Annotated in this window: 16 protein-coding genes; 13 read left to right on the top strand and 3 right to left on the bottom strand. The window is 50.9% G+C overall.

What is annotated here, in order from left to right; translation table 11 throughout:
* Window positions 1-13 precede the first annotated feature (13 nt).
* Both DFP94_RS04710 and proB read right to left on the bottom strand, forming a co-directional pair.
* Entirely contained in the window at window positions 14-1,261 is a 1,248-nt protein-coding gene (locus DFP94_RS04710) for a glutamate-5-semialdehyde dehydrogenase (protein ID WP_114495248.1), read from the bottom strand.
* A 480-nt stretch (window positions 1,262-1,741) separates the two neighbouring features.
* Complete coding sequence (gene proB, locus DFP94_RS04715) at window positions 1,742-2,848, bottom strand: glutamate 5-kinase (RefSeq protein ID WP_114495249.1); 1,107 nt, start codon at window positions 2,846-2,848, stop codon at window positions 1,742-1,744.
* A 493-nt stretch (window positions 2,849-3,341) separates the two neighbouring features.
* Here proB and DFP94_RS04725 point away from each other — a divergent pair, with 493 nt between their 5' ends.
* Window positions 3,342-4,151 carry a carbon-nitrogen family hydrolase gene (locus DFP94_RS04725; protein WP_114495251.1) on the top strand — a complete coding sequence of 270 codons (810 nt, stop codon included), beginning with the start codon at window positions 3,342-3,344 and terminating at the stop codon, window positions 4,149-4,151.
* On the opposite strand, the gene DFP94_RS04730 is transcribed toward DFP94_RS04725, so the two are convergent.
* Window positions 4,139-5,047: a LysR family transcriptional regulator gene (locus tag DFP94_RS04730; RefSeq protein WP_114495252.1), complete on the bottom strand. Its 909-nt coding sequence runs from the start codon at window positions 5,045-5,047 to the stop codon at window positions 4,139-4,141. The genes DFP94_RS04725 and DFP94_RS04730 overlap by 13 nt on opposite strands.
* A gap of 144 nt (window positions 5,048-5,191) precedes the next feature.
* On the opposite strand from DFP94_RS04730, the gene lepB reads away from it, so the two are divergent.
* The 12 genes from lepB to DFP94_RS04790 all read left to right on the top strand — a co-directional run bounded on the left by lepB (window position 5,192) and on the right by DFP94_RS04790 (window position 21,340).
* Window positions 5,192-5,788 (top strand): signal peptidase I, encoded by a 597-nt coding sequence (lepB, locus tag DFP94_RS04735; RefSeq protein WP_114495253.1) that lies wholly within the window; start codon window positions 5,192-5,194, stop codon window positions 5,786-5,788.
* Between the two features lie 32 nt (window positions 5,789-5,820).
* Window positions 5,821-6,057 (top strand): hypothetical protein, encoded by a 237-nt coding sequence (locus DFP94_RS04740; RefSeq protein ID WP_114495254.1) that lies wholly within the window; start codon window positions 5,821-5,823, stop codon window positions 6,055-6,057.
* A gap of 209 nt (window positions 6,058-6,266) precedes the next feature.
* Window positions 6,267-7,691 carry a 3-isopropylmalate dehydratase large subunit gene (gene leuC, locus DFP94_RS04745; protein WP_114495255.1) on the top strand — a complete coding sequence of 475 codons (1,425 nt, stop codon included), beginning with the start codon at window positions 6,267-6,269 and terminating at the stop codon, window positions 7,689-7,691.
* A gap of 29 nt (window positions 7,692-7,720) precedes the next feature.
* Window positions 7,721-8,311, top strand: coding sequence for a 3-isopropylmalate dehydratase small subunit (gene leuD, locus DFP94_RS04750; RefSeq protein ID WP_114495256.1), 591 nt, complete (start codon window positions 7,721-7,723; stop codon window positions 8,309-8,311).
* 232 nt (window positions 8,312-8,543) lie between these two features.
* Window positions 8,544-10,046, top strand: coding sequence for an N-acetylmuramoyl-L-alanine amidase family protein (locus tag DFP94_RS04755; protein WP_114495257.1), 1,503 nt, complete (start codon window positions 8,544-8,546; stop codon window positions 10,044-10,046).
* Window positions 10,047-10,089: 43 nt separating this feature from the next.
* Window positions 10,090-10,698: a GerMN domain-containing protein gene (locus DFP94_RS04760; protein WP_114495258.1), complete on the top strand. Its 609-nt coding sequence runs from the start codon at window positions 10,090-10,092 to the stop codon at window positions 10,696-10,698.
* A gap of 176 nt (window positions 10,699-10,874) precedes the next feature.
* A complete protein-coding gene (locus tag DFP94_RS04765; protein ID WP_114495259.1) occupies window positions 10,875-12,320 on the top strand; it encodes an N-acetylmuramoyl-L-alanine amidase family protein in 1,446 nt (481 codons plus the stop codon).
* A 27-nt stretch (window positions 12,321-12,347) separates the two neighbouring features.
* A complete protein-coding gene (locus DFP94_RS04770) occupies window positions 12,348-12,968 on the top strand; it encodes a GerMN domain-containing protein (protein ID WP_114495260.1) in 621 nt (206 codons plus the stop codon).
* A gap of 74 nt (window positions 12,969-13,042) precedes the next feature.
* Window positions 13,043-15,772, top strand: a complete 2,730-nt coding sequence (locus tag DFP94_RS04775) for an S-layer homology domain-containing protein (protein ID WP_114495261.1) — start codon at window positions 13,043-13,045, stop codon at window positions 15,770-15,772.
* A gap of 254 nt (window positions 15,773-16,026) precedes the next feature.
* A complete protein-coding gene (gene nth, locus DFP94_RS04780; protein ID WP_114495262.1) occupies window positions 16,027-16,695 on the top strand; it encodes an endonuclease III in 669 nt (222 codons plus the stop codon).
* Between the two features lie 35 nt (window positions 16,696-16,730).
* Window positions 16,731-17,015: an NAD/NADP transhydrogenase alpha subunit gene (locus DFP94_RS04785; RefSeq protein ID WP_114495263.1), complete on the top strand. Its 285-nt coding sequence runs from the start codon at window positions 16,731-16,733 to the stop codon at window positions 17,013-17,015.
* Window positions 17,016-17,599: 584 nt separating this feature from the next.
* Complete coding sequence (locus DFP94_RS04790) at window positions 17,600-21,340, top strand: dynamin family protein (RefSeq protein ID WP_114495264.1); 3,741 nt, start codon at window positions 17,600-17,602, stop codon at window positions 21,338-21,340.
* The last annotated feature ends 55 nt before the right edge of the window (window positions 21,341-21,395 follow it).

Below are 21,395 nucleotides of genomic sequence, written 5' to 3' on the forward strand. Positions count from 1 at the left end.
ATTTTACCTCCTTTTACGGCCGGACCTGGCCGGTTCCTTGAATGATATATTTCGTTGAAGTTAAGGCAGGCAGACCCATAGGTCCACGCGCATGCAGCTTTTGGGTGCTGATTCCGATTTCCGCCCCGAACCCGAATTCGAATCCGTCGGTAAAGCGGGTCGAAGCGTTATGATATATCGCCGCGGCATCCACTTCTTGCAAAAAGTGCTCCGCATGTTCCTTATTTTCCGTGACGATGCATTCGGAATGCTTCGTGCCAAACTGCGCAATGTGTGCCAAAGCTTCGTCCAAACCGGACACGATTTTTACGTTAAGAATATAGTCATTGTATTCGGTGGCAAAATCTTGTTCCGTCGCTTCCTTCGCCGAAGGGAGAAGCTTTCTTGTTTCCGGACATCCCCGGAGTTCTACTTTGGCATCCTGCATTGCTTCAGCTATCGACAGCAAATGATTAGCCGCAAACTGTTCGTCGACGAGCAGTGTTTCCATGGCATTGCAAACGGAAGGACGCTGCACTTTTGCATTGATCGCGATGTCGAGCGCCATCTGCGCGTTGGCCGATTCATCGACGTAAGTGTGACAGATGCCCGCCCCCGTCTCAATCACGGGTACCGTGGCATTTTGGACAACGTTTTGAATCAGCGCACTGCCCCCGCGAGGAATGACTACATCGAGCAGACCGTTGGCCCGCAACATGACGTCCACCGATTCGCGGCGCGTATCTTCGATCAATTGCACCGCTTCTACGGGCACCGCAGTCGTTTCTAAAGCATGGTGAATGATTTCAACAATTTTTTTATTGGACGATATGGCGGAGGATCCGCCTCGCAATACAACGGGATTTCCGGTTTTGAGGCAAAGTCCGATGGCATCGACGGTAACGTTCGGGCGGGCTTCGTAAATGATGCCGATGACCCCAAGCGGAACGCGTTTTTTCTGGATATGCAAGCCGTTAGGACGTTCGATGGTCTCAAGAATTTCGCCGATTGGATCGGTCAATTCAACGATTTGCCGCAGCCCTTCGGCAATCCCGGCGATCCGGGATTGATCCAGCTTCAGACGGTCAAGCAGAGAATCCGAGGTGCCGTCATTTCGTCCGCGCTCCAAATCCTCGCCATTGGCCGCGATGATAGCGTCAGCATTAGCAAGAAGGGCGTTTGATGCGGCAAGCAGCGCGTCATTTTTTTGTTTTGTCGTAAGCCGGTTCAATACGGGAGCCGTTGTGCCGGCCAGCTTTGCCTTTTGAATCACTTCACTCATCTTAATACCTCCGTTATTCATTTTAATAAGCTTGCCTTAGTTATAGCGATAGCAAAAAAACTTTCGTCCTCGCAGCGCAAAGGACGAAAGTTTAACTTCCGCGGTACCACCTTAATTAATGACAAAGTCATTCATCTTTTGGCCCGGTAACAGGGGCGCTGTCCGGCTTTTGGGGGCCGGCCGTTCGGGGATAGGTTCGGAATGGGCAGGCGGTAAATTCTTGCAGCCAAAGGAATTTACTCTCTGGAAAACGCCGCTTCACATTCTTACTGGTCCCGTCAACACGTTTGTATACTAATCCGTTTTGATTACTGATAGAATACCATGCAAAATGCTGCAATGCAAAGAAAAAACAAGGATTGGTCAAACAGTCATTCGCCAGTTGGGGAAAGGGATGTCCGGCCGTTAACATCCAGGTAGCCAAGCGTTTTTTTGCATATTGGCAAGCTTCCTGATGGCTTTATTAAAATTGGTGTTAATTTATGATTTTAATGAAATCCATTCATCTCGGTGAATGACTTCCAAACGGTGAACATCATTGACCCGCTTCATCACTTCGCTGCTCGGCAGGCCGAGGATGTCTTGAAGCAGTTCGGCGTCATAGTTGACGATTCCGCGCCCGAGCACTTCGCCGTCCGGATTTTGCACTTCCACGACATCCCCTGTCTGGAAATGTCCCTTGGCTCCGCGCACACCGACCGGAAGCAGGCTGCGGCCGCCGTGAATGAGCGCTTCCTCGGCTCCGGCATCGACTGTTAGCGTTCCGATCGGGGTAGATATAAAGCCAAGCCACTGCTTTTTTCTTGGCAGGGCGGAGCTGTGGGTTTCAAAATAGGTCCCGCGCCCATGCCCGTCAACCGACTGTCGAAGTTCGCCCGGGAGATTCACTTTCCCGACAAAAACCGGCACCCCGCCTCGGGAAGCGATTTTGGCCGCATCGATTTTAGACCGCATGCCCCCGGTACCGACAGAAGTTCCGGCGCCGCCGGCTATACCGTAAATTTCTTCGGTGATTTCCTTCACGGTGCCGATGTGAACGGCGGAAGGATCGATTCGGGGATCACGGGTATAAAGCCCGTCCGTATCCGTCAGGATCAGCAACTGATCGGCTTTGATCAGATTGGCCACCAAAGCGGACAAAGTATCGTTATCCCCGAATTTCAGCTCGTCGACGGACACCGTATCATTCTCGTTAATGATCGGCAATATGCCCCGGGTGAGCAACTCCTCCAGTGCCATACTGGCGTTTCCCATCCGCTTACGGTTCTGGAAGTCGGAGCGCGTCAGCAAGACTTGGGCTGCTGAAACGCCATGGACGACGAGCGCCTCACGGTAGGTCTGCATGAGCAGCGCCTGGCCGACGGCCGCGGCGGCCTGTTTTTCGTGCAGAAGCTTCGGCCGTTCTTGATAGCCGATTTCGCGGAACCCGGCAGCGACGGCACCGGACGTAACAAGCACCACTTGAATCTCCGCCGACTTCAGGGCGGCTAGTTCTGCGGCGAAGTAAGCGATGGAATCGCGATTCAAACCTCCTTCCGGGGTAGTCAGCGAACTGCTTCCGATTTTGACCACTATACGGCGTTGCATGGAGATCACTCCTTATTAGATGTACAATGCATTCTGGAAAATAAAAAAACTTCCGCCTTTGCACGCAAAGGACGAAAGTTTGACTTCCGCGGTACCACCTTTATTGATGATTCAACATCCGACTCGAAAACCCGGTAACAGGGGTGCTGTCCGGCATTGCGGCCGGCCGTTCGGGGATAGGATTCGGAGGGGCGGATTTGCAAATTCTTTCAGCCTCGGGAATTTGCTCTCTGGTGGTCCGCGGCAATCTCTTACTGGTCCCGTCATTACGTTTACTGATAGGATATCATGCGGAACAAGCCATTGCAAAAGAAAATGGCGGAGTCTAATTAGAGATTCCCGCTTGCCTATCTCGCAAGCCTTCGTTGGATTGATCCCGGTGAAGGGGCCTTTTCCTGTTGATGCGCTTGCACAGTCTACAAGAGCCCTTTAAGATGAAAAGCAGATAGATGGACCCGGAATAAAATCATAAACTGAAAGGATGGCGAAACGGATGAGTCGGCAGACGATCGTATGGGAGATAGCATTAGTGCAGTGCGATATTGCTTTGGGAGATCCGAAATTGAACCGGGAACGTCTTGAAGCTAGAATGGAGCAAGCCGCGGCGTCCAGCGTGAAACCGGATGTGATCATGCTGCCGGAAATGTGGAACACGGGGTACGCGCTTGCGCAAATCGGACAGCTCGCCGATCCCGGTGGCATAGAAACGCGGTCCTGGATCTCGGACTTTGCCCGGCGGCACGGCATTCAGGTCATTGCCGGGTCGATCGCCGAGAAACGGGATGGCCGAGTGTACAATACAATGTTGATTTTTGACCGGGACGGTCAGGAAGTGGATGCTTACTCCAAGATCCATCTTTTCCGGCTGATGGAGGAAGAGAAATATCTGACGTCCGGCGAACGACCGGTGCTGTTTGAACTCGACGGGGTGAAGTCCGGCGCTTCCATCTGCTATGATATCCGGTTTCCGGAACTGGCCCGCACGCTTGCTCTAAAAGGAGCGCGGGCGCTGTTCATTCCTGCGCAATGGCCCCATCCGCGGCTTCAACATTGGCGGACGTTGCTCATGGCCAGAGCAATCGAGAACCAAATGTACGTTGTCGCATGCAACCGTACGGGGATCAGCGGCAGTGACGCCTTTTTCGGCCATTCGCTCATCATCGACCCATGGGGAGAAATTGTGGCCGAAGGCGGGGAAGGCGAGGAGATCATGACCGGTCGGGTCGATCTGACGCTAGTGACTCAGGTGCGTGAGCGTATCCCCGTCTTTGCCGACAGACAGAGTCAGCTTTATGATTTGTAGCGCTCCGCCAGTGTTGTTTTGAACGTTTCGATGAACGCTTCCGCTGCCTTGGATAAATACCGGCCCCGGCGGTAAGCGATCACCAGTGTTCGGCTTGGAGACGAGGACAGCGGGATATATACCGGAATCAACTCGCTTCGTTTGGCACGGGCGATAAACCGGGGAACCAGCGTGATCCCCATCCCGGCCGCGACCAGGGATTGCACGGTCTCGATATTGTTGCTCTCGAAAACGACGTTGGGCTCAAAGCCCGCTGCCCGGCACAGGTCCATGGTCTGTTTGCGGAAGCCCTGTCCTTTCTTCAAGACAATAAAAGGTTCGTCTTTCAGTTGTTCCAAATCGATGCCGCCGGGATCCGGTTCCATTGCGGCCAATCGATGCTGCGGAGGAACGGCCAAGTCGATGATCTCTTCGCCGATCGGTTCGTAAGTAAGGCTCGGCTCCTGCAAAGGCAGCGAAAGGAGACTGAGATCGGTTCCCCCGCCGGCGGTTAATTTTTCGAGATTAAGCGACGTATCCTCGAGCAACGTCACTTTTATTTCAGGGTATGCCGCATTAAATGCAGGCAGCACGTAGGGGAGCAAATGCGATCCGGTAATCGGCATGCTTCCGATGACGACCCGACCAGCCCGGAGTTGGGAGATATCGTCCATCTCCTGACGAAGCTGTTCCACGGAATCCATGATTTTCCGGGCGTGTTCAATGAAGCTGGCTCCGGCGTGGGTGAGCTCGACAGTGCTTGTATTTCGTTGAAAAAGCTTTACGCCAAGCTCCTGTTCAAGCTTTGACAACTGCTGGCTCAGCGAAGGCTGAGCGATGTGCAGCTTGTCGGCGGCCCGGGAAAAGTTCCGCTCTTCGGCGATCTGCAAAGTATATAGAAGCTGACGAAGTTCCATACTTTCACCTCATAATTTGTTCTGATTTATTTATAAGTATTGCCTATGGATATTATATACTACATAGGCAAAATAGAAGAAACCTGATATTATTTTGTTCATATTTCAGACCCGTAAACAAGTTTGAGATGCAACTGGAATTCTATGTATAATAGAATCAAACGATTTGCTTTGGAGGTAAGTCTATTGAAAAAGATTTGGAAAGAGATACAGGGGTGGGGCATTGCTGTCGTAATCGGTTTCGTGCTTAGCCTGTTTATCGGCATTTTTGTAATTCAGCCATACAAGGTTGATGGGCATTCCATGGAGCCGACGCTGAATGACAATCAGCGGATCTATGCCTGGAAAGTGCGGCATGCGCTCGACAAACTGCCGGAGTATGGAGAAATCGTAATCATAGATAGCCGGGTGGACCGCAAACGGTCATTTATGGACGATCTCCGGGAACATCCGTTGATCAAGCTGCTTTCGGGAACCGGCGAAGAAGAGATTTTTTACGTCAAGAGAGTGATCGGTTTACCGGGCGACAAAATTGAAGTCCGAAACGGCCACGTTTACCGCAACGGAGAGGAACTGCATGAGCCGTACATCAAGGAGCAAATGGAAAGCGGCATGGATCAGGTGTGGGAAATTCCGGAAGATCACATTTTCGTGATGGGAGACAACCGCAACAACAGCAACGATAGCCGGAGTATCGGCCCTGTACCCCAGGATCATGTGATGGGAATCGATTCATTCTAAACGCCGCAAGTTATGAAAGAGGAGAGAAAGCAATGGCAGATATGTGGGAATCTTGTCCCAGATGTAAATCCGATCAGGTTGTTACGAGAGGAAAGCTGTATTATTTCCTGCTTTGGTTCGCGGCAGGCGGAATTCTGATGTGGACCGGACTGCTAGTATACTGGCCGGCGATGATTGCGGGATTTCTTTTTATTATCGTATCCATTTTCAGCTTCATGATGCCCAGAGTGAATCGCTGCACTTCCTGCAGACATAAATGGAAACCATAGAATTTAACTTTAACAGGTCAAGAGGGAAACTCTTCGCCTGTTTTTTTTAATCAATAAACGGACCATTTGAATTGTCGATAGGTTTAACCTATTACAATTATAGTTTTTATATCTTGGAACAATGAGATAGGAGATGATATATTGATTTCAGCAGACGGACATGACTTTTAGTTCGTCACATGTTCGAATTCTTGTGTGGGGTGATTTCTATGACCAGCAAAAAGACAATGTATGAGAAAATTTGGGATAATCATGTGATCTATCAAGAAGAAGGCAAGCCAAGCATTTTGTACATCGATTTGCATCTCGTTCATGAGGTAACTTCGCCGCAAGCGTTCGAAGGTTTGCGCCTGAGCGGCCGTAAGGTCCGCCGTCCGGAGCTTACATTCGCTACGATGGATCATAATGTTCCGACGAAAGACCGCTATAATATTACGGATCCGATTTCCAAACAGCAGATTGATACGCTGTCGCAAAATTGCCGCGATTTCGGGGTTACGCTGTACGATCTGGATACGATCGACCAGGGTGTTGTTCACGTTATGGGGCCTGAGCTTGGGCTGACGCATCCCGGCAAAACGATCGTTTGTGGCGATAGCCATACGTCAACGCACGGGGCGTTCGGCGCTCTTGCCTTCGGGATCGGGACGAGTGAAGTTGAGCACGTAATGGCGACTCAATGCTTGCAGCAAGCCAAAGCGAAAACTTTGGAAGTACGTTTCGTTGGCAAGCGTAAACCTGGCGTTACGGCCAAGGATTTGATTCTTGGTGTCATAGCCCAATACGGCACGGATTTTGCGACCGGCTATGTCATCGAGTACACCGGCGAAGCGATTCGCGAGTTGTCGATGGAAGAGCGTATGACGGTATGCAACATGTCGATTGAAGCTGGAGCCAGAGCCGGCCTGATCGCCCCGGACGAAACGACGTTCAGCTATTTGCGCGGCCGTGAGCATGTGCCTCAAGGTGAAGCTTTCGATCAAGCCGTGGCTGAATGGAAGAACCTCACGACGGATGAGGGAGCGACTTACGACCGTGTAGTGGACTTCGACGTTGATTCCCTGATTCCGCAAGTGACCTGGGGAACGAGCCCGGGCATGGGGACCAGCATCAGCGAAAGCGTGCCGAATCCGGCGGACTTTACGTCCGACAACGAACGGAAAGCAGCCGAAAAGGCGCTTGAATATATGGGTCTTACCCCAGGAACGCCTATAACCGATATTGAAATTGATTATGTTTTTATCGGTTCCTGCACAAACGGCCGGATCGAGGACTTGCGCGCAGCTGCACAAGTTGCCAAAGGATACAAAGTGTCCGACAAAGTAACGGCTATCGTTGTTCCGGGTTCCGGACGCGTGAAGATCCAGGCGGAGAAAGAAGGGCTCGACAAAGTATTCATCGAAGCCGGATTTGAATGGCGCGAAGCGGGCTGCAGCATGTGTCTGGCAATGAACCCGGACGTACTTCAACCGGGGCAACGCTGCGCTTCCACCTCCAACCGTAACTTTGAGGGACGTCAGGGGCGCGGCGGCAGAACGCATCTTGTCTCTCCGGCAATGGCGGCGGCGGCAGCGATCAAGGGCCGGTTCGTCGATGTGCGCGAGTGGAACGTAAAGAGCGAAGTCGTTAGCTAACTCGAGGCGAAGAGGGGAGTATATAAACTATGGAAGCATTTAAAAAAATGACCGGTATCGTCGGTCCGGTGGACCGCGTGAACGTCGATACCGACGCAATTATACCCAAACAATTTTTGAAACGTATAGAACGAACCGGCTTCGGACAGTTTTTGTTCTACGAATGGCGTTTTGATACAGAGGGCAATGTGAATCCGGAGTTTGAACTTAACAAGCCGCGTTACGAGGGCGCCTCCGTCTTGATCTCGCGCGTCAACTTCGGCTGCGGTTCCTCGCGGGAACATGCACCGTGGGCGATTCTAGACTATGGGTTCCGGTGTGTAATCGCTCCTTCTTTTGCGGATATTTTCTATAATAACTGCTTCAAGAACGGCATTCTGCCGATCAAATTGTCCGAAGAGCAAGTCGAGGACTTATTCCGGCGCACGGAGGAGCATGAAGGCTATCAATTGACGGTCGATCTGGACAACAAGAAGATCAGCGACAATTATGGACTGAATCTCTCCTTCGATCTTGACGAGCATCGCCGCCAGTTTCTGCTGCAAGGCTTGGATGATATCGGACTTACGTTGCAGCATGAAGATTTGATCGCAGCCTATGAGCAGAAGAAATTCGCCTAATTTGTAAAGCAAGTGCCGCCCACAGGATTCTTCTGAATCCGGGCGGCTTTTTTTTGTCCCTTTTTGTCTGTCTATGAAAATATAAGTCTATCAGTGTGAAGTTTTTTCTGATATTATGGAAGCAATTAGTAAATTGTGCTGGTTTTGTCGTTGCTGTTGCCGCAGAATGTGTCAATTCCTCGCGCATACCGGTGCTCATCCGGTAAATAACGAGAATGGTAGGGATTCCAAAATGAAGAAAATCGGTTTTTTGATGATGTTGATGTTTTTTCTGCTGGCTTTTCCCGGGATGAGCCAAGCCGCTTCAGGCGGCACGCATATTTTCCTGGATGGAGTCGAACTGGAGCAGCCGTCTCAGGCACAGGCTGGCAATGTGAAGGGGAATGTGATGGTTCCGCTCCGCGTTATTATTGAGAGTCTGGGATACGATGTGAATTGGGAGCAAAAAACCGGGGTCGTAACGATCCGTCAGGGCGACAAGAATTTGCAATTGACCGTGGGCAGCAGCAAGGCTAGTGTTGACGGCAAGGATGTAAATTTGTCCGCTTCCCCACTCCTTCAAAATAATTCAACGATGGTACCGCTACGGTTTGTAGGCGAGCAAACCGGGCTTAAAGTCAGTTGGGACAATGAAACGAAATCCGCCCATCTCTATAGCCCGGATGGGGGAGCCGCAGGTACAGTAGTCCCAGGCAGGGGTAGTTCTTCACCGGAGAATGGAGCCGGCGAGGTTTCGCAACTGGAGGAAGGAGGTACCGGAGAAGAAGATACTTACATCCCCGGAGCCTCTAACGGAACGGATACACCACCGGTGACAGATATTGGCTACATAAATGGAATCAGTTTCGGTGAAAATCGGCTTATGATCTCGGCATCTCACGGAATTGAAGCGAATGTATTCACCATGAGTGCACCGAATCGGCTTGTTGTCGATATCCCGAACGTTACCTTTGCTGATACTTTCAAAGATAGTCATCAACTGGACAGCACGCTTAGGGGGCAATTTGCCGTTACGGATTACCCCGAAGTTTCTCAGGTCCGGTATTCCCTGTTCAGCAGCAATCCTTCAACGGTCCGGGTCGTGGTGGATTTGAACCAGGCCAGTCAGTTTCAAGTTACAAACGCCGGGGACGGGTTAGTGATTGTCGATTTGGCTGCAACTTCATCAACCCCTGTCGAACAGCCGGGCAGCAGCGGGAAACCGCTTGTCGTAATTGATGCGGGTCATGGAGGCAGTGCGCCCGGAGCAATTAGCATTTCGAACAAGAAGGAAAAAGACTTCGCCCTCGCCGTAGCCTTAAAAGTGGACCAATTGCTTCAGCAAGAAGCCGGGCTGGATTATGTGCTCACCCGCACTACCGATGCTACGTTGTCTTTGGAGGATCGCGCCAAGATGGCTAATGATTTGAATGCGACCGTTTTTGTGTCCATCCATGGCAACAGCGTAGATGCAAAGACAAGCCCAAGTGGTACCGAAACTTACTATTCACGGGATGAGAGCATTCCGTTTGCCAATGTGATGCATAAACACCTTGTCGAAGCCACGGGGCTTCCGGACCGTAAAGTCCGATATAAAAGCTTGCATGTGACGCGTGAAACGAAAATGCCGGCCGTTTTGCTTGAAGTAGGATATCTTAAGCACAAAACAGACGAAGCTCTGATGTATTCGGAAGATTTCCAGCAGCGTGTCGCTGCAAGCATTGTAGCGGGGATTAAGGAATATGTGGGCATGTAGATCGTACCTAATCATCTGAAGTGTTCGAATAGGAGGTAAAGGCATGAAAAAAATAGGAGTTACCGGACTTCTCCTGCTTTTATTGATTGTTGCGGCGGGATGCGGACAAAAACCGCAAGCTTCCCCCGGCGGGGCGGAGCCAAGTAAAGACAGCCCGATTACGACCCCTGCCACAGTTAATGCGGGGGGCGGGAGCGAGGGTGAACAAGGAACGGCGGGAAAGGATGAAGGAACATCGTCTGAACCGAATGTCCAGACCCCGGAGGTGATCACGAAGAAGATTGAAGTTTTCTTTACGGATGATCAGGTAACAGACCTAAAAACAGTGGAGCGGGAAATTACATACACTGAGGATCTCATAAAATACAAACAAGCTTTTAAGGCGCTTCAAACCGCTGACCCGGGACACATCTCGTTATGGGAAAAAGTAATTCTGAATTCCGTTCAATTTGCGGAAGGCGAAGTTGCCATCGATATCTCGCTGCCTGATGAAGCCAGACTAGGAGCCGGAGGAGAATCGCTGGCGATCGATGCCATTAAACAGACATATTTTCAGTTTGATGAAGTGAAGACGTTGGAATTGACGGTTGATGGAGAAAAACTGGATTCCCTGATGGGACATGTGGACCTCGAACATCCGTTCAAAAAATAATAGACAAGAGAGCCTCGTAGGAATTCCGGGGCTCTCTTTTTTTGGCAAGAAAAATAGCATTATATCGCAACTTTTGATGTTTTTGGGCGTCTAATATGTCGTCTGGTGGTGCCTGGGACTCTAGGCTTTTCACCCGGTCATCATGAGGCAAAATCTAAGGATGGTAGGGGTGACGGATGAAAAAAATAGGTTTTACAATGTTTTTGTTTTTTGCCATGTTCATGTTTGTTTTTCCGCAATGGGGACAAGCTGCCGCGGGAGGGACCAGCATTTATCTGGATGGTAAAGCGCTGGAATTGTCTAAAAACGGCCAAGTCCAAAACGTAAATGGAAATGTGATGATTCCAATTCGTGTCGTCGTAGAGGAGCTGGGTTTTGATGTCGACTGGGAAAAAGAGACGCGCACGATAACCATACAGCAGTCCAATACAGAATTGAAACTGGTCGTGGGTCAGAGCACGGCTATGGTGAACGGCACAAAGATTAAGCTTGCTGTCGCGCCGAAATTAATCAGCGACACCACTATTGTTCCGCTTCGCTTTGTCGGGGAGCAAATGGGACTAAAGGTCAACTGGAACAATGAAGAGAAGTCTGCATACCTCATTACCCCGAATTCCGGTAGCGGAAACGGAACAGGTTCCGGAGAAAACGAAGGAAGCGGCGGTAACGAAGGGCAAGAGCCCGGACAAGTTCCTGATACTTCGGCCAATCTGGCGAATGTCGGAGGCATCAGCTTCAGTGACAACCGGCTTATGATCGCTGTCGACAAAAATGTGAAGCCAAGCATTTTCACGATGAGCGGACCGGACCGGATCGTCATCGATTTGCCGAACACGAAATTTGCTGACTCATTTTCGAATGGTCAAATGCTGGATCCAACCCTGAACGGCTATATTGACGTTACCGAATATCCGGACCTGTCCAAGGTGCGTTATGCGCTGTTTAGCGACAAGCCTTCAACCATCCGGATCGTCTTGGATATGAACTATGCGAAAGAATATGAGCTGATCAATAACAACGATGGGCTGATCATCGTAAATCTGAATACGGATGCTTCGACCCCGGGCACGGCTCCCGGTGGGAACGGTAAAAAGCTGGTCGTCATCGACGCCGGTCACGGCGGGAGCGACCCTGGCGCAATTAGCGTTACGAAGAAGAAGGAAAAAGATTTCAACCTCGCAGTCGTACTAAAAGTTCAGGAGTTGCTGAAACAAGAATCTGATATTGATTTTGTGCTGACCCGCAGCAGTGATACCTATCCGACTTTACAGGACCGGGTCAAGATCGCGAATGATCTGAAAGCAGATATGTTCATTTCGGTCCACGCCAACGCCGGCAGTGCCACCGCGAGCGGAGTTGAAACCTACTACACACGGGCGGATAGTTTACCTTTGGCCAAAGTCATGCACAAATATCTTGTGGAATCTTCCGGGCTCAGTGATCGAAGCGTACGCTCCAAGAGTTTGCACGTGACGCGGGAGACCAAAATGCCCGCCGTACTGTTGGAATGCGGCTATCTTAGCAACAAGAATGATAACGCCAAGCTGTATACGGAAGATTTTCAGAATCGGGTGGCTGAGGGGATCGTTAAAGGAATCAAAGAATACCTGGGTGTAAATTGACCGCATTCGGTTAAGGAGGAAGCGACAATGAACAGAAAATTTTATATCACCGGGATGCTCGTTCTCCTACTCGCTTTGAGTACCGGGTGCGGGCAAAAGCCTGGAGCTGCTCCGGCTGACAGCCCCGTTAGCGGGGCTGCCGGGAATAGCACCGAGACAAATCAAGACGAAACATCTTCAGATCCGGTTACTTCCGGATCATCGGGAGTACAGACACCGGGACAAGCTTCTGGTGGTCAAACTTCAGAAGAGGAATCGATTAAGAAAACGATCGATTCGTTCTTTACGGATGATCAGTTGCTTGAGCTTAAGAAGGTGTCCGCAGAGATTACGTACAAGGAAGAGCAAGACAAGTATTTGGCGGCTCTGAAAACGCTAAAAGAGAGCGGGAGTTCGGATTTGATCCCTTTGTGGGGGAAAGTCGAGTTTCACACGGCCAAGCTTGAGAATGGAGAACTGAGTATCGACATTACGCTTCCGGATGAAGCCCGTCTGGGTGCCGGGGGCGAAGTGTTAGCCCTGGACGCGTTGAAACAGACGATGTTTCAGTTCCAGGAAGTAAAGTCGATTGAACTGCTAGTTGACGGAAAGCAAGTCGATACCTTGATGGGTCATGAAGAGCTTGAACATCCGATGATAAGAAATTAGTCGATATTTAAAGGAACCGGGGGGCCGGCCGTCGAACATGGTAAAGTGAACATTTTTTAAAAGGGGAGAATGTAATGTCATCTTATAAACGTACTTTTAGACGAAGCACCAAGAAGGCAGTATCCACCATGCTTGTGACGGCAATGTGCCTTAGCGGAGGAGCGGCTGCATTTGCGGATCAGGCTGCCGGTTCGGCAACGACTAAGCAAGTTGCTGCTACCTCCTTGATTTTTAGCGATGTGAAAGACGGATTCTGGGCGGAAAAGCATATATACAAGCTGGCTGCCGAAGGGATTATTCTTGGCGACGCCGGAAAGTTTCGCCCGGGTGACAGCGTAACCCAACAGGAAGCGATTACGATGGCGATCCGTTTTATGAATCTGGAATCCAAGCTCGGGGACGGCGCGGGCGCTCCTTCGGACATGAAGGTGGGCAATTATTTCAAACCTTACCTGGAACTTGCGGTTCAGCAGAAGCTGATCGATAAAAGTGAGGAAGTCAAAGCAACGGGAGCCAAAGAATCCTGGGGCGAGAAAAAAGCGTCGCGTGAGTGGGTAGCAAAAATTCTGGTGCGTGCGCTGGGCAAAGATGCCGAAGCAAAAGCAGCTGCCGGAGCAGCTACCGGTTTTGCCGACCAAGCCAGTATTACGGCGTCCGCCCGCGGTTATGTCAATGTTGCGGTGCAGCTTGAGTTGACCAAAGGGGTGGAGGGGAACAAGTTTGATCCGCTAGGCAAGGTGACGCGGGCGCAACTTGCCACGTTCTTCAGCCGCGGCGGCGAATATGTCACTCCGGGCTACGATACCGTCTACGAAGGTATTGTAACGGAACTGACGGACAATAAGCTGACGTTGTATACGAACGGTAAAATGAAGAGCTTTACGCTTGATAGCCGCTCCGTGTATTTTACAAAAGATTCCGAAACCAAGAGCTCCAAAAATCAACTTCAACTGTATACGAAAGTTCTCGCAGTCGATAAAGTCGGGTCTGCGGCTTATGTAGAAGTCCGGGATGCGAAACAGCAGTTGGAACAGACCGAAGGAACGCTGCTCCGTGTGCTTTCGGGCAACAAACTGCTCATGCTGATCAACAATGACTCAATAACCTACACGTTCGACAGCAGTACAAGCTTTCTGGATCAAAACGGGAATCCAATCAGTGTGGAAAATCTAACGAACGACAGCACCATCATTGTACAGCGGGAAACGTTCAGTGCGGAGAAGAAGCCGGTGATCGTTCAAGTGAAATCCGCGATCGTCAACAAAACCGGCAATGGGACCGTGGATGCGGTCAGCCTGACGGATAAGACTATCCGGATCAAAGATGCATCCGGGAATACGGAAACTTACAAATTCAACGACAGTTCTGTGATCGTCTACCAAAATCAGCTTCTGAACAATGCAGGTGAAATTCAAACCGGGGCTTCTGTCAAGTATGCCGTTGAAAACAATGTGTTGACACGTTTGGAAATTACCCAAGGGATGGAACGGACCGTGACCGGAACCTTGCTGAGCCTTGAAGGAAGCAAACTGCTGAGCTTTACGAATTCTGCCGGCAAGGCGGAAATTAAATCTCTTGCAGACAAGCCGACCATTGTTATCAACGGCATAGCCGAAGCAGCGCTGACTGATCTGATCGCGGATGTAAACGGCGGCGACAAAGTGGAGTTAACGCTGAGCCCGGACGATCAAATTACCAAAATCGTAGTTACTGGCCGTCAATCGGAGCAGCTTAACGACCTGTCCGTCGTGAAGTATGAAGCAAAGTATAAAGCTTTGATGGTTGTCGATTCGGCAAAGAAGGTTCACGCTTTTACGTTGGATGACAAGACAAAAGTCGAGTACAATTCAACGACGCCAACACTGTCAGGGGCGGAGTCCTTGTTGTCCGAAGGCAGAAAAATCAGCGTAACGCATATTGGAGACCGGGTATTATCTTTGCAGGTTGTTTATAAATACGAAGGAACCTTCTTGTCAGCGGATACGAACGCCAAGAAAATTTCCATCCTTCTGCCTTCCGGCAAAACGACTACTTTGACCTATCAAGGAACCGCGCCATCCATTGAAATTTATGGAAAGAGCAGCGCTACGCTTGCTGATATCAAAGTCGGCGAACCGGTAGCCGCTATTTTGTCCTCGAATCAGGACGTCCTGCAAACTTTGGCCGTGAAGACGGCGGTTCAATTCCAGGTCGTTTCGGTGAATAATACGAATAGCCGGATTCGTGTGATGGCCAACGGAATCTCGAAAGATTTCTATGTAGATCAAGCGACATTGCTGGCGGATAACGGAATGGCCATCAAAGTCTCTGACATCCAAGCGGGTCAAACGATCAATGTTGTCTTTAACGGCTGGAATGCAAGCTCGCTCCAAATCGTCAAGCTGACGCTGGGCAAAGTGTTGAGCGTGGATGCATCGAACTTGATCGTGAAGTCTTTTACCGGGTCACAGGAGACGTTCTCCTTGAGTAAAGGAGTCAAGGTCGTGCGCGGTACAGCGGTCAGCACCGGCATTGCCAGCCTGACAACGTCGGATCATGTCGAAGTCCGTAAGGATACCGATGGTTCGATTGTCATTCAGGTATTGACTCCGCTAGAGCGGAAAATGTCGCGTTATGACGGGGTAAGCAAAGAAATTATTATCTTCAGATCCAATCTCGCCGAAAACAATTATCGCTTTGTTGTGACACCGGAAACATATATTCACCAAGGTGACACGACATTATCCGTGCAATCCCTCCAAGAAAATGATAAAATTGTTCTGTATTTCAGTGGCGACAAGCTGGTTGAAGTAGAAAAACAATAATCGTTTTCGTGAGAATAACCGTCTTGATGCGGGATATTTCCGCTCAAGGCGGTTTTTTGAACGTCGGGAGAAGGTATCCAAAGGTAGCACCGAGAAGGTTGCAAGAAGATAGGGACAGAGGAGCGGAACGTAGGAGAAGCCTACGTGAGCACCGGAAGGCCCGGCTGAATGCAAGATTCGATGTCGAGTATGCTTCGGAGCAATACATCGTGATCAAAAGAGAAATTATTAAATTACCTCTAGGGGGTGGAGGAATGAATGCTGCCGGGGTGCGCCATATCCTGGACACCATCGCCGCTATGTTTCCGGACGCGCATTGCGAGCTCGATCACAGTAACGCTTTCGAATTGACGATCGCTGTATTGTTGTCGGCACAGTGCACCGATGCGACGGTAAACAAAGTCACGGTGGATTTGTTCCAAAAATACAAAACACCCGAAGACTACATCTCCGTTCCGCTGGAAGAACTGGAACAGGATATTCGCAGAATCGGCCTGTTCCGCAGCAAAGCGAAGCATATTCAGAACCTGTGCAGAATTTTGATTGAGCAGTATGGCGGAGATGTGCCGAGCGAGCATGATCAGTTGGTGACACTGCCGGGCGTAGGTAGAAAAACCGCCAACGTGGTGGTTTCCAATGCTTTTGGCGTACCTGCCATTGCGGTGGATACACACGTAGAGCGGGTCAGTAAGCGGCTTGGGCTGGCGAATTGGAACGATTCGGTGCTGGAAGTCGAGAAGAAATTGATGAAGCGCGTTCCACGGGAAGAGTGGACATTAACGCATCATCGGCTGATTTTTTTCGGCAGGTACCATTGCAAAGCCCAAAATCCGAACTGCCAGGTTTGTCCACTACTCGATGTGTGCAGAGAAGGCAAAAAACGTATGAAAAGGTCACAAGTCAGTAAAAATAGAGAAGAGTGACAAAAAAAGACAACGATTGTAGAGGATGAGAACCCATGAAATGCATTTCCGTTTATACAGACAATTTTGAATTGTTTTCCGATGTTTTTGAAAAAGTAATTGAAATCGAATTGCAGGAAAATGACGAGCGTGAACTGGAAGGCGTAACGGTCAGCGACTCTGGTGAAGTACCGAAGCACTATCTTGAGCGTATGTCGGTTAAACCCGAAGTGGTTGTAATGAAAGACCGTAGCAAAGGAATTACGATTTTGCAGCACGGTAAAGTGTTTGAAATTTTGATTCCGTCCGAAGCGGATGAAGTAGAATCTGCTTCTTTGTAATAACATAGACGAGTTTACTCGGCTGCCGGGCCCAACTTCCCGGCTGCCGTTTTTTTTGTGTTTCGGACCAGTCCTATAATCCCGAAGTTTGGAAGGCCCGAAACCCCGAAACCCCGAAACCCCGAAACCCCGAAACCCCGAAACCCCGAAACCCCGAAACATTGTCGTTGATGCTGTGCAGCTTGTCCATCCAGGACGGATATTTTGGGGATTTGTTTTTAAAAGGGTGGACACTGTTCTCCGGGAGAGATACATCGTAGTTATTAAAAAATTCCTATATATAGTATTTTCAGCCGAATTGGATTACTAAATAATGATTTCTTTGTTTTTCGTGAGAGGATACCCGAATATCCACTTTTGGGTGGACATTTTTGAGCGTTTGTCCGTTTTAGGCGTACAAATAAGGTGTTTTTAGCAAGCAGTACAGTGCTTTTTTAGTATTATTCACAATTTTAATGAATTATCCGGGAAAGCTTCCATGTCCTTAATGGGTAGGGTAAAATGTATGTATTTACAATAGATCAAGTTGAATTGGGACTTTCGTGCTTTAAGCCAAGCTTAAGGCTGGAAGAAGGAGTGCGCCGATGGAAACGATTACAAAGAGACATGACTTCAATTTGGATGAACAACTTGTCACGTTGGAAGAATGGTATGCTTTACATGGAGATGCCGCTGTGCGTCGGGAGGTTCATGATTTGCGCGAAAAATGGTCAGCGGGAAAATTGACGCTGTCGTTTTGTGGTCATTTTTCTGCGGGTAAGTCAAGCTTGATTAATACTTTGTGCGGAAAAGCGGTACTTCCTTCAGGACCGATCCCGACGACGGCCAATATCGCGGCGTTGCATCACGGCCCGCCCAAGGCGATGTTAACGCCGGTTGATCCATTGAATGGTAGAGAGGGACGGACAAAAACGCTTGAGGTTACTCTGGATTCGCTGGATGAATATTGCCGGGACGGCAATTCATATGAGATGGTCTCGATTTGGGACGATATCCCTCTGTTAAGGGATCATGGCGTGTTGCTGGATACTCCCGGTGTGGACTCCGGGGATGCGGCTCATGCTTTGGCGACAAATTCCGCGCTGCATTTGGGCGATGTTGTTTTTTATGTGATGGATTATAACCATGTGCTTTCCGAAAGTAACCTCTCCTTTGCAAGGCGGCTTGCCGACTGGGGAAAACCGTTTTATCTGGTTGTTAATCAGATCGATAAGCACCGGGAACGCGAGTTGAAGTTTGAGAATTACCGCGCCTCGGTGGAGCAGGCTTTTGAACTGTGGAATATTGTTACTGCCGGGGTTTTTTATATTTCGTTGAAAGAGCCTGAGCATCGTTTAAATATGCTGCCAATACTGAAACAAACGATACAATCCCTCTTAAGTTCTCCGCAGGGGCTTTTAGAGTATAGTATTACCTGCTCGCTTCTCCACGGTGGCGAGGATTACCTGAAACGCTGCAAGGCGGCGGGGGAAGAGGAGCAAGAGCGGTTGTTGGCCGAAGTCGGAGGCGAGAAGCAAGTTGAAGCATTGAAAACAGAGTTGCTTGCTCTTGATCATGAGCTCGAAAGCAGCCAGGACAAGATGGAATCTTTGCGCCGCGAGTGGCTCATGGAACTGGACTCTCTCCTGGGCAGCGCTTATTTAATGACGCCCGGGCTTCGGGAAGCCGCGGGACTTTATCTGGAAAGCCGGCAGCCCGGATTCAAGACGGGGCTGCTGTTTCAACGCGGCAAAACGGAACGGGAACAGCAGCGGCGCAGCGATGATTTCTTAGCGAAGCTGAAAGAACAGGGGGACGCCCAGGTGGACTGGCATGTCCGTGACTTGCTCCGCAAGTTCGGCCGTAGCCATGAGCTCTGGGATCCGGCTTGGGAGAGCCGGATGGAGCAGGAGCTCCCTAGGGCGGAGGAAGCCTGGATCAGCGGACCGGCCAAAGACGGCGCGGTTCTATCCGGCGAGTATACGCTTCGCTATACCGCGGATGTCGCGGCCGGCATTACCGGCCGGTACCGCCGCGCGGCCCTCGTCCTTTTGGACGGGCTGCTGGACGCCCTGGCACCGCGCCTGGTGTCGGCGCAGGCATCTCTTGCCGCGCAGCGCGAGGCTTTGCTCGCACGGTCTGCGGCCGGAGCGCAGCTGCAAGCGCAGCGCGCTGCCGCTTATGAGCGTGCCGAGCAATTGCACGCGCTGCTCGGCCCCCCCGCGTCCCTCCCTCCCGGCCTTCTGCCGGAGGTGAGGGGCGTTCCGGCGACGCGGCAGCCTGCGCAGCAGCCGCCGCCACCGGTATCGCCGGCGCGTGCGAGCGCATCCGCGCCGCAGCAAACGGAGTCCGCCCAAGCGACGGACTCAGCCGCCGCTGCCGCCGCAGGCGTAACGCCCAGCGCAGCCATGGCGCCGCCGGCCGCTACCGCAGGCCGGCAGCGGCTCATGGCAGCCGCCGCGGCGCTGGATGCCGCGGCGGAGGCACTGTCCCCGTATCCGGCCTTCGGGTCCGGAGTACGGGAACTGCACGCCCGTGCGTCCCACCTGCGGGGCGGCCGCTTCACGGTCGCGCTGTTCGGGGCGTTCAGCGCGGGCAAGTCTTCCTTCGCCAACGCGCTGCTCGGCGGGGCGGTACTGCCTGTATCGCCGCATCCGACCACGGCGGCGATCAACCGTATCCTTGCTCCCGAGGACGGTATGGAGCACGGACGCGCGAAAATTATTTTCAAGTCGCCTGAGGCGATGCATGAAGACCTCGCGTACTCTTTTGAAGCGCTGCAACTCGGAAGCTGGAAGGAACGGAACTGGCGGGATGCCGTGCATAAACTGCGAGTGGCGGATGTCCCCCCGACGGGACGCGCCCATTACAGCTTTTTGAAGGCCGCCGCTTCCGGCTGGGACGAAAGTGCGCCCTTACTAGGAACAGTCAGGATAACCGGATTAGAAGAATTTGCCTCATATGTAGCTGAGGAGAGTAAAGCCTGTTTTGTTGAGCAGATGGATCTTTATTACGCCTGTCCGCTTACGGAACAGGGGATCGTAATTGTAGATACGCCGGGCGCGGATTCGATTCATGCCCGCCATACCGGCGTGACGTTTCAATATATGAAGAATAGTGACGCATTATTGTACGTCACTTACTATAACCATGCTTTTTCCCGGGCTGATCGTCAGTTTCTGGCACATCTCGGGCGGGTAAAGGGGAGCTTTGCACTCGATAAGATGTTTTTTATCGTGAATGCTGCAGATTTGGCTTCCAGCCCGGAAGAACTGGCTATGGTCGTGGAGCATGTGAGTGACGGATTGCGCGGAGCGGGTATTGAGGAGCCGCGAATTCATGCCGTTTCCAGCCTCGCTGCGCTCACGGCTAAGACTTTAGATGACGGAGAACCATTTGCAGAACCTGGATTTGCGCAATTCGAAGATGCGTTCTTTGATTTTATTGGCACAGAGCTCACCGGGCTTGCAGTGAATACCGCCCGGCGCGAGTTGGAAACCGTGATGGAGCGGGCCCGGGAATGGAGCGGAGCGCTGGCTCAGAGCCGCGAGGAACGGCAGGAGATGTTGGCAATTATTCAGGAAGACAAGCGGAAACTTACCGGCTTGCTGCAAAATTTGGCGGAGAACGATCAAAGCATTACTTTGCGGCAGGAAGCAGAGGAATTGCTGTTTCATGTGCGGAACCGGCTTCGGCTGTCGGCGGGAGATATGTTTCACGAATTTTTCCATCCGACCCTGCTGCAGGAAGACGGCGGCAATCTTAAAGTGAAGTTCGCGGCTTCATTCCGCGGATGGCTGAGCCAATTGTCCGTCGAACTGGAGCGTGAGCTTCAAGCCACTACATTAAGGCTGGAGAAGAAGTGCGATCACTTGGTGGCATCGGGGGCAATAGAGTGGTACAAGAAGGTAAAAGAAAGCTTAAAAAACGTTCCCGTCTTTACTCTGGAGCCTTTTTCTTTCGCTTGGACATCCCCTGAGATCCGGGAGGGAACGCTGCAGCAGCGCCTGCGTGCCGAGGATTACTTGTCCTACTTTAAAAGCCCGAGAGCTTTTTTTGAGGGAGGCGGCAAACAAAAACTTCGCGAAGTCCTCTCGGAACCAATCGAGAAGATCCTGAAAGAGGCGACGGAGGAAGCAGGGCAGGAACTTGCAAGGTTTTACTGCTCGGAAACCGCACGACGTTTCTCCGAGTTGGCTTCCCGGTATGAGTCGGAATGGGAGGAATGGGAGTCAGCCATGGCCCAACTTGCGGCGGGACCGGAAAATGCCGATCAGGAAGATGAAACACAGTGGAATGAGGTAATAAGCGTCTTAAATTCATTAGTTTCGGTTTTCGGTGACTAATGTCACAGTTTCGAAAATTGTAACTTTTTGTCGAAATGTACCGGAGTTTAAATTT

Origin of the sequence: Fontibacillus phaseoli (assembly GCF_003337355.1) — a bacterium.
Classification (GTDB): Bacteria; Bacillota; Bacilli; order Paenibacillales; family Paenibacillaceae; genus Fontibacillus; species Fontibacillus phaseoli.

Bases quoted from the DNA above. Each gene is read 5' to 3' on its own strand.
- DFP94_RS04765 (WP_114495259.1), top strand. From the start codon at position 10,875: ATGAAAAAAATAGGTTTTACAATGTTTTTGTTTTTTGCCATGTTCATG.
- nth (WP_114495262.1), top strand. From the start codon at position 16,027: ATGAATGCTGCCGGGGTGCGCCATATCCTGGACACCATCGCCGCTATG.
- leuD (WP_114495256.1), top strand. From the start codon at position 7,721: ATGGAAGCATTTAAAAAAATGACCGGTATCGTCGGTCCGGTGGACCGC.
- DFP94_RS04775 (WP_114495261.1), top strand. From the start codon at position 13,043: ATGTCATCTTATAAACGTACTTTTAGACGAAGCACCAAGAAGGCAGTA.
- proB (WP_114495249.1), bottom strand. From the start codon at position 2,848: ATGCAACGCCGTATAGTGGTCAAAATCGGAAGCAGTTCGCTGACTACC.
- DFP94_RS04730 (WP_114495252.1), bottom strand. From the start codon at position 5,047: ATGGAACTTCGTCAGCTTCTATATACTTTGCAGATCGCCGAAGAGCGG.
- DFP94_RS04725 (WP_114495251.1), top strand. From the start codon at position 3,342: ATGAGTCGGCAGACGATCGTATGGGAGATAGCATTAGTGCAGTGCGAT.
- DFP94_RS04790 (WP_114495264.1), top strand. From the start codon at position 17,600: ATGGAAACGATTACAAAGAGACATGACTTCAATTTGGATGAACAACTT.
- DFP94_RS04740 (WP_114495254.1), top strand. From the start codon at position 5,821: ATGGCAGATATGTGGGAATCTTGTCCCAGATGTAAATCCGATCAGGTT.
- DFP94_RS04760 (WP_114495258.1), top strand. From the start codon at position 10,090: ATGAAAAAAATAGGAGTTACCGGACTTCTCCTGCTTTTATTGATTGTT.
- leuC (WP_114495255.1), top strand. From the start codon at position 6,267: ATGACCAGCAAAAAGACAATGTATGAGAAAATTTGGGATAATCATGTG.
- DFP94_RS04710 (WP_114495248.1), bottom strand. From the start codon at position 1,261: ATGAGTGAAGTGATTCAAAAGGCAAAGCTGGCCGGCACAACGGCTCCC.
- DFP94_RS04785 (WP_114495263.1), top strand. From the start codon at position 16,731: ATGAAATGCATTTCCGTTTATACAGACAATTTTGAATTGTTTTCCGAT.
- lepB (WP_114495253.1), top strand. From the start codon at position 5,192: ATGTATAATAGAATCAAACGATTTGCTTTGGAGGTAAGTCTATTGAAA.
- DFP94_RS04755 (WP_114495257.1), top strand. From the start codon at position 8,544: ATGAAGAAAATCGGTTTTTTGATGATGTTGATGTTTTTTCTGCTGGCT.
- DFP94_RS04770 (WP_114495260.1), top strand. From the start codon at position 12,348: ATGAACAGAAAATTTTATATCACCGGGATGCTCGTTCTCCTACTCGCT.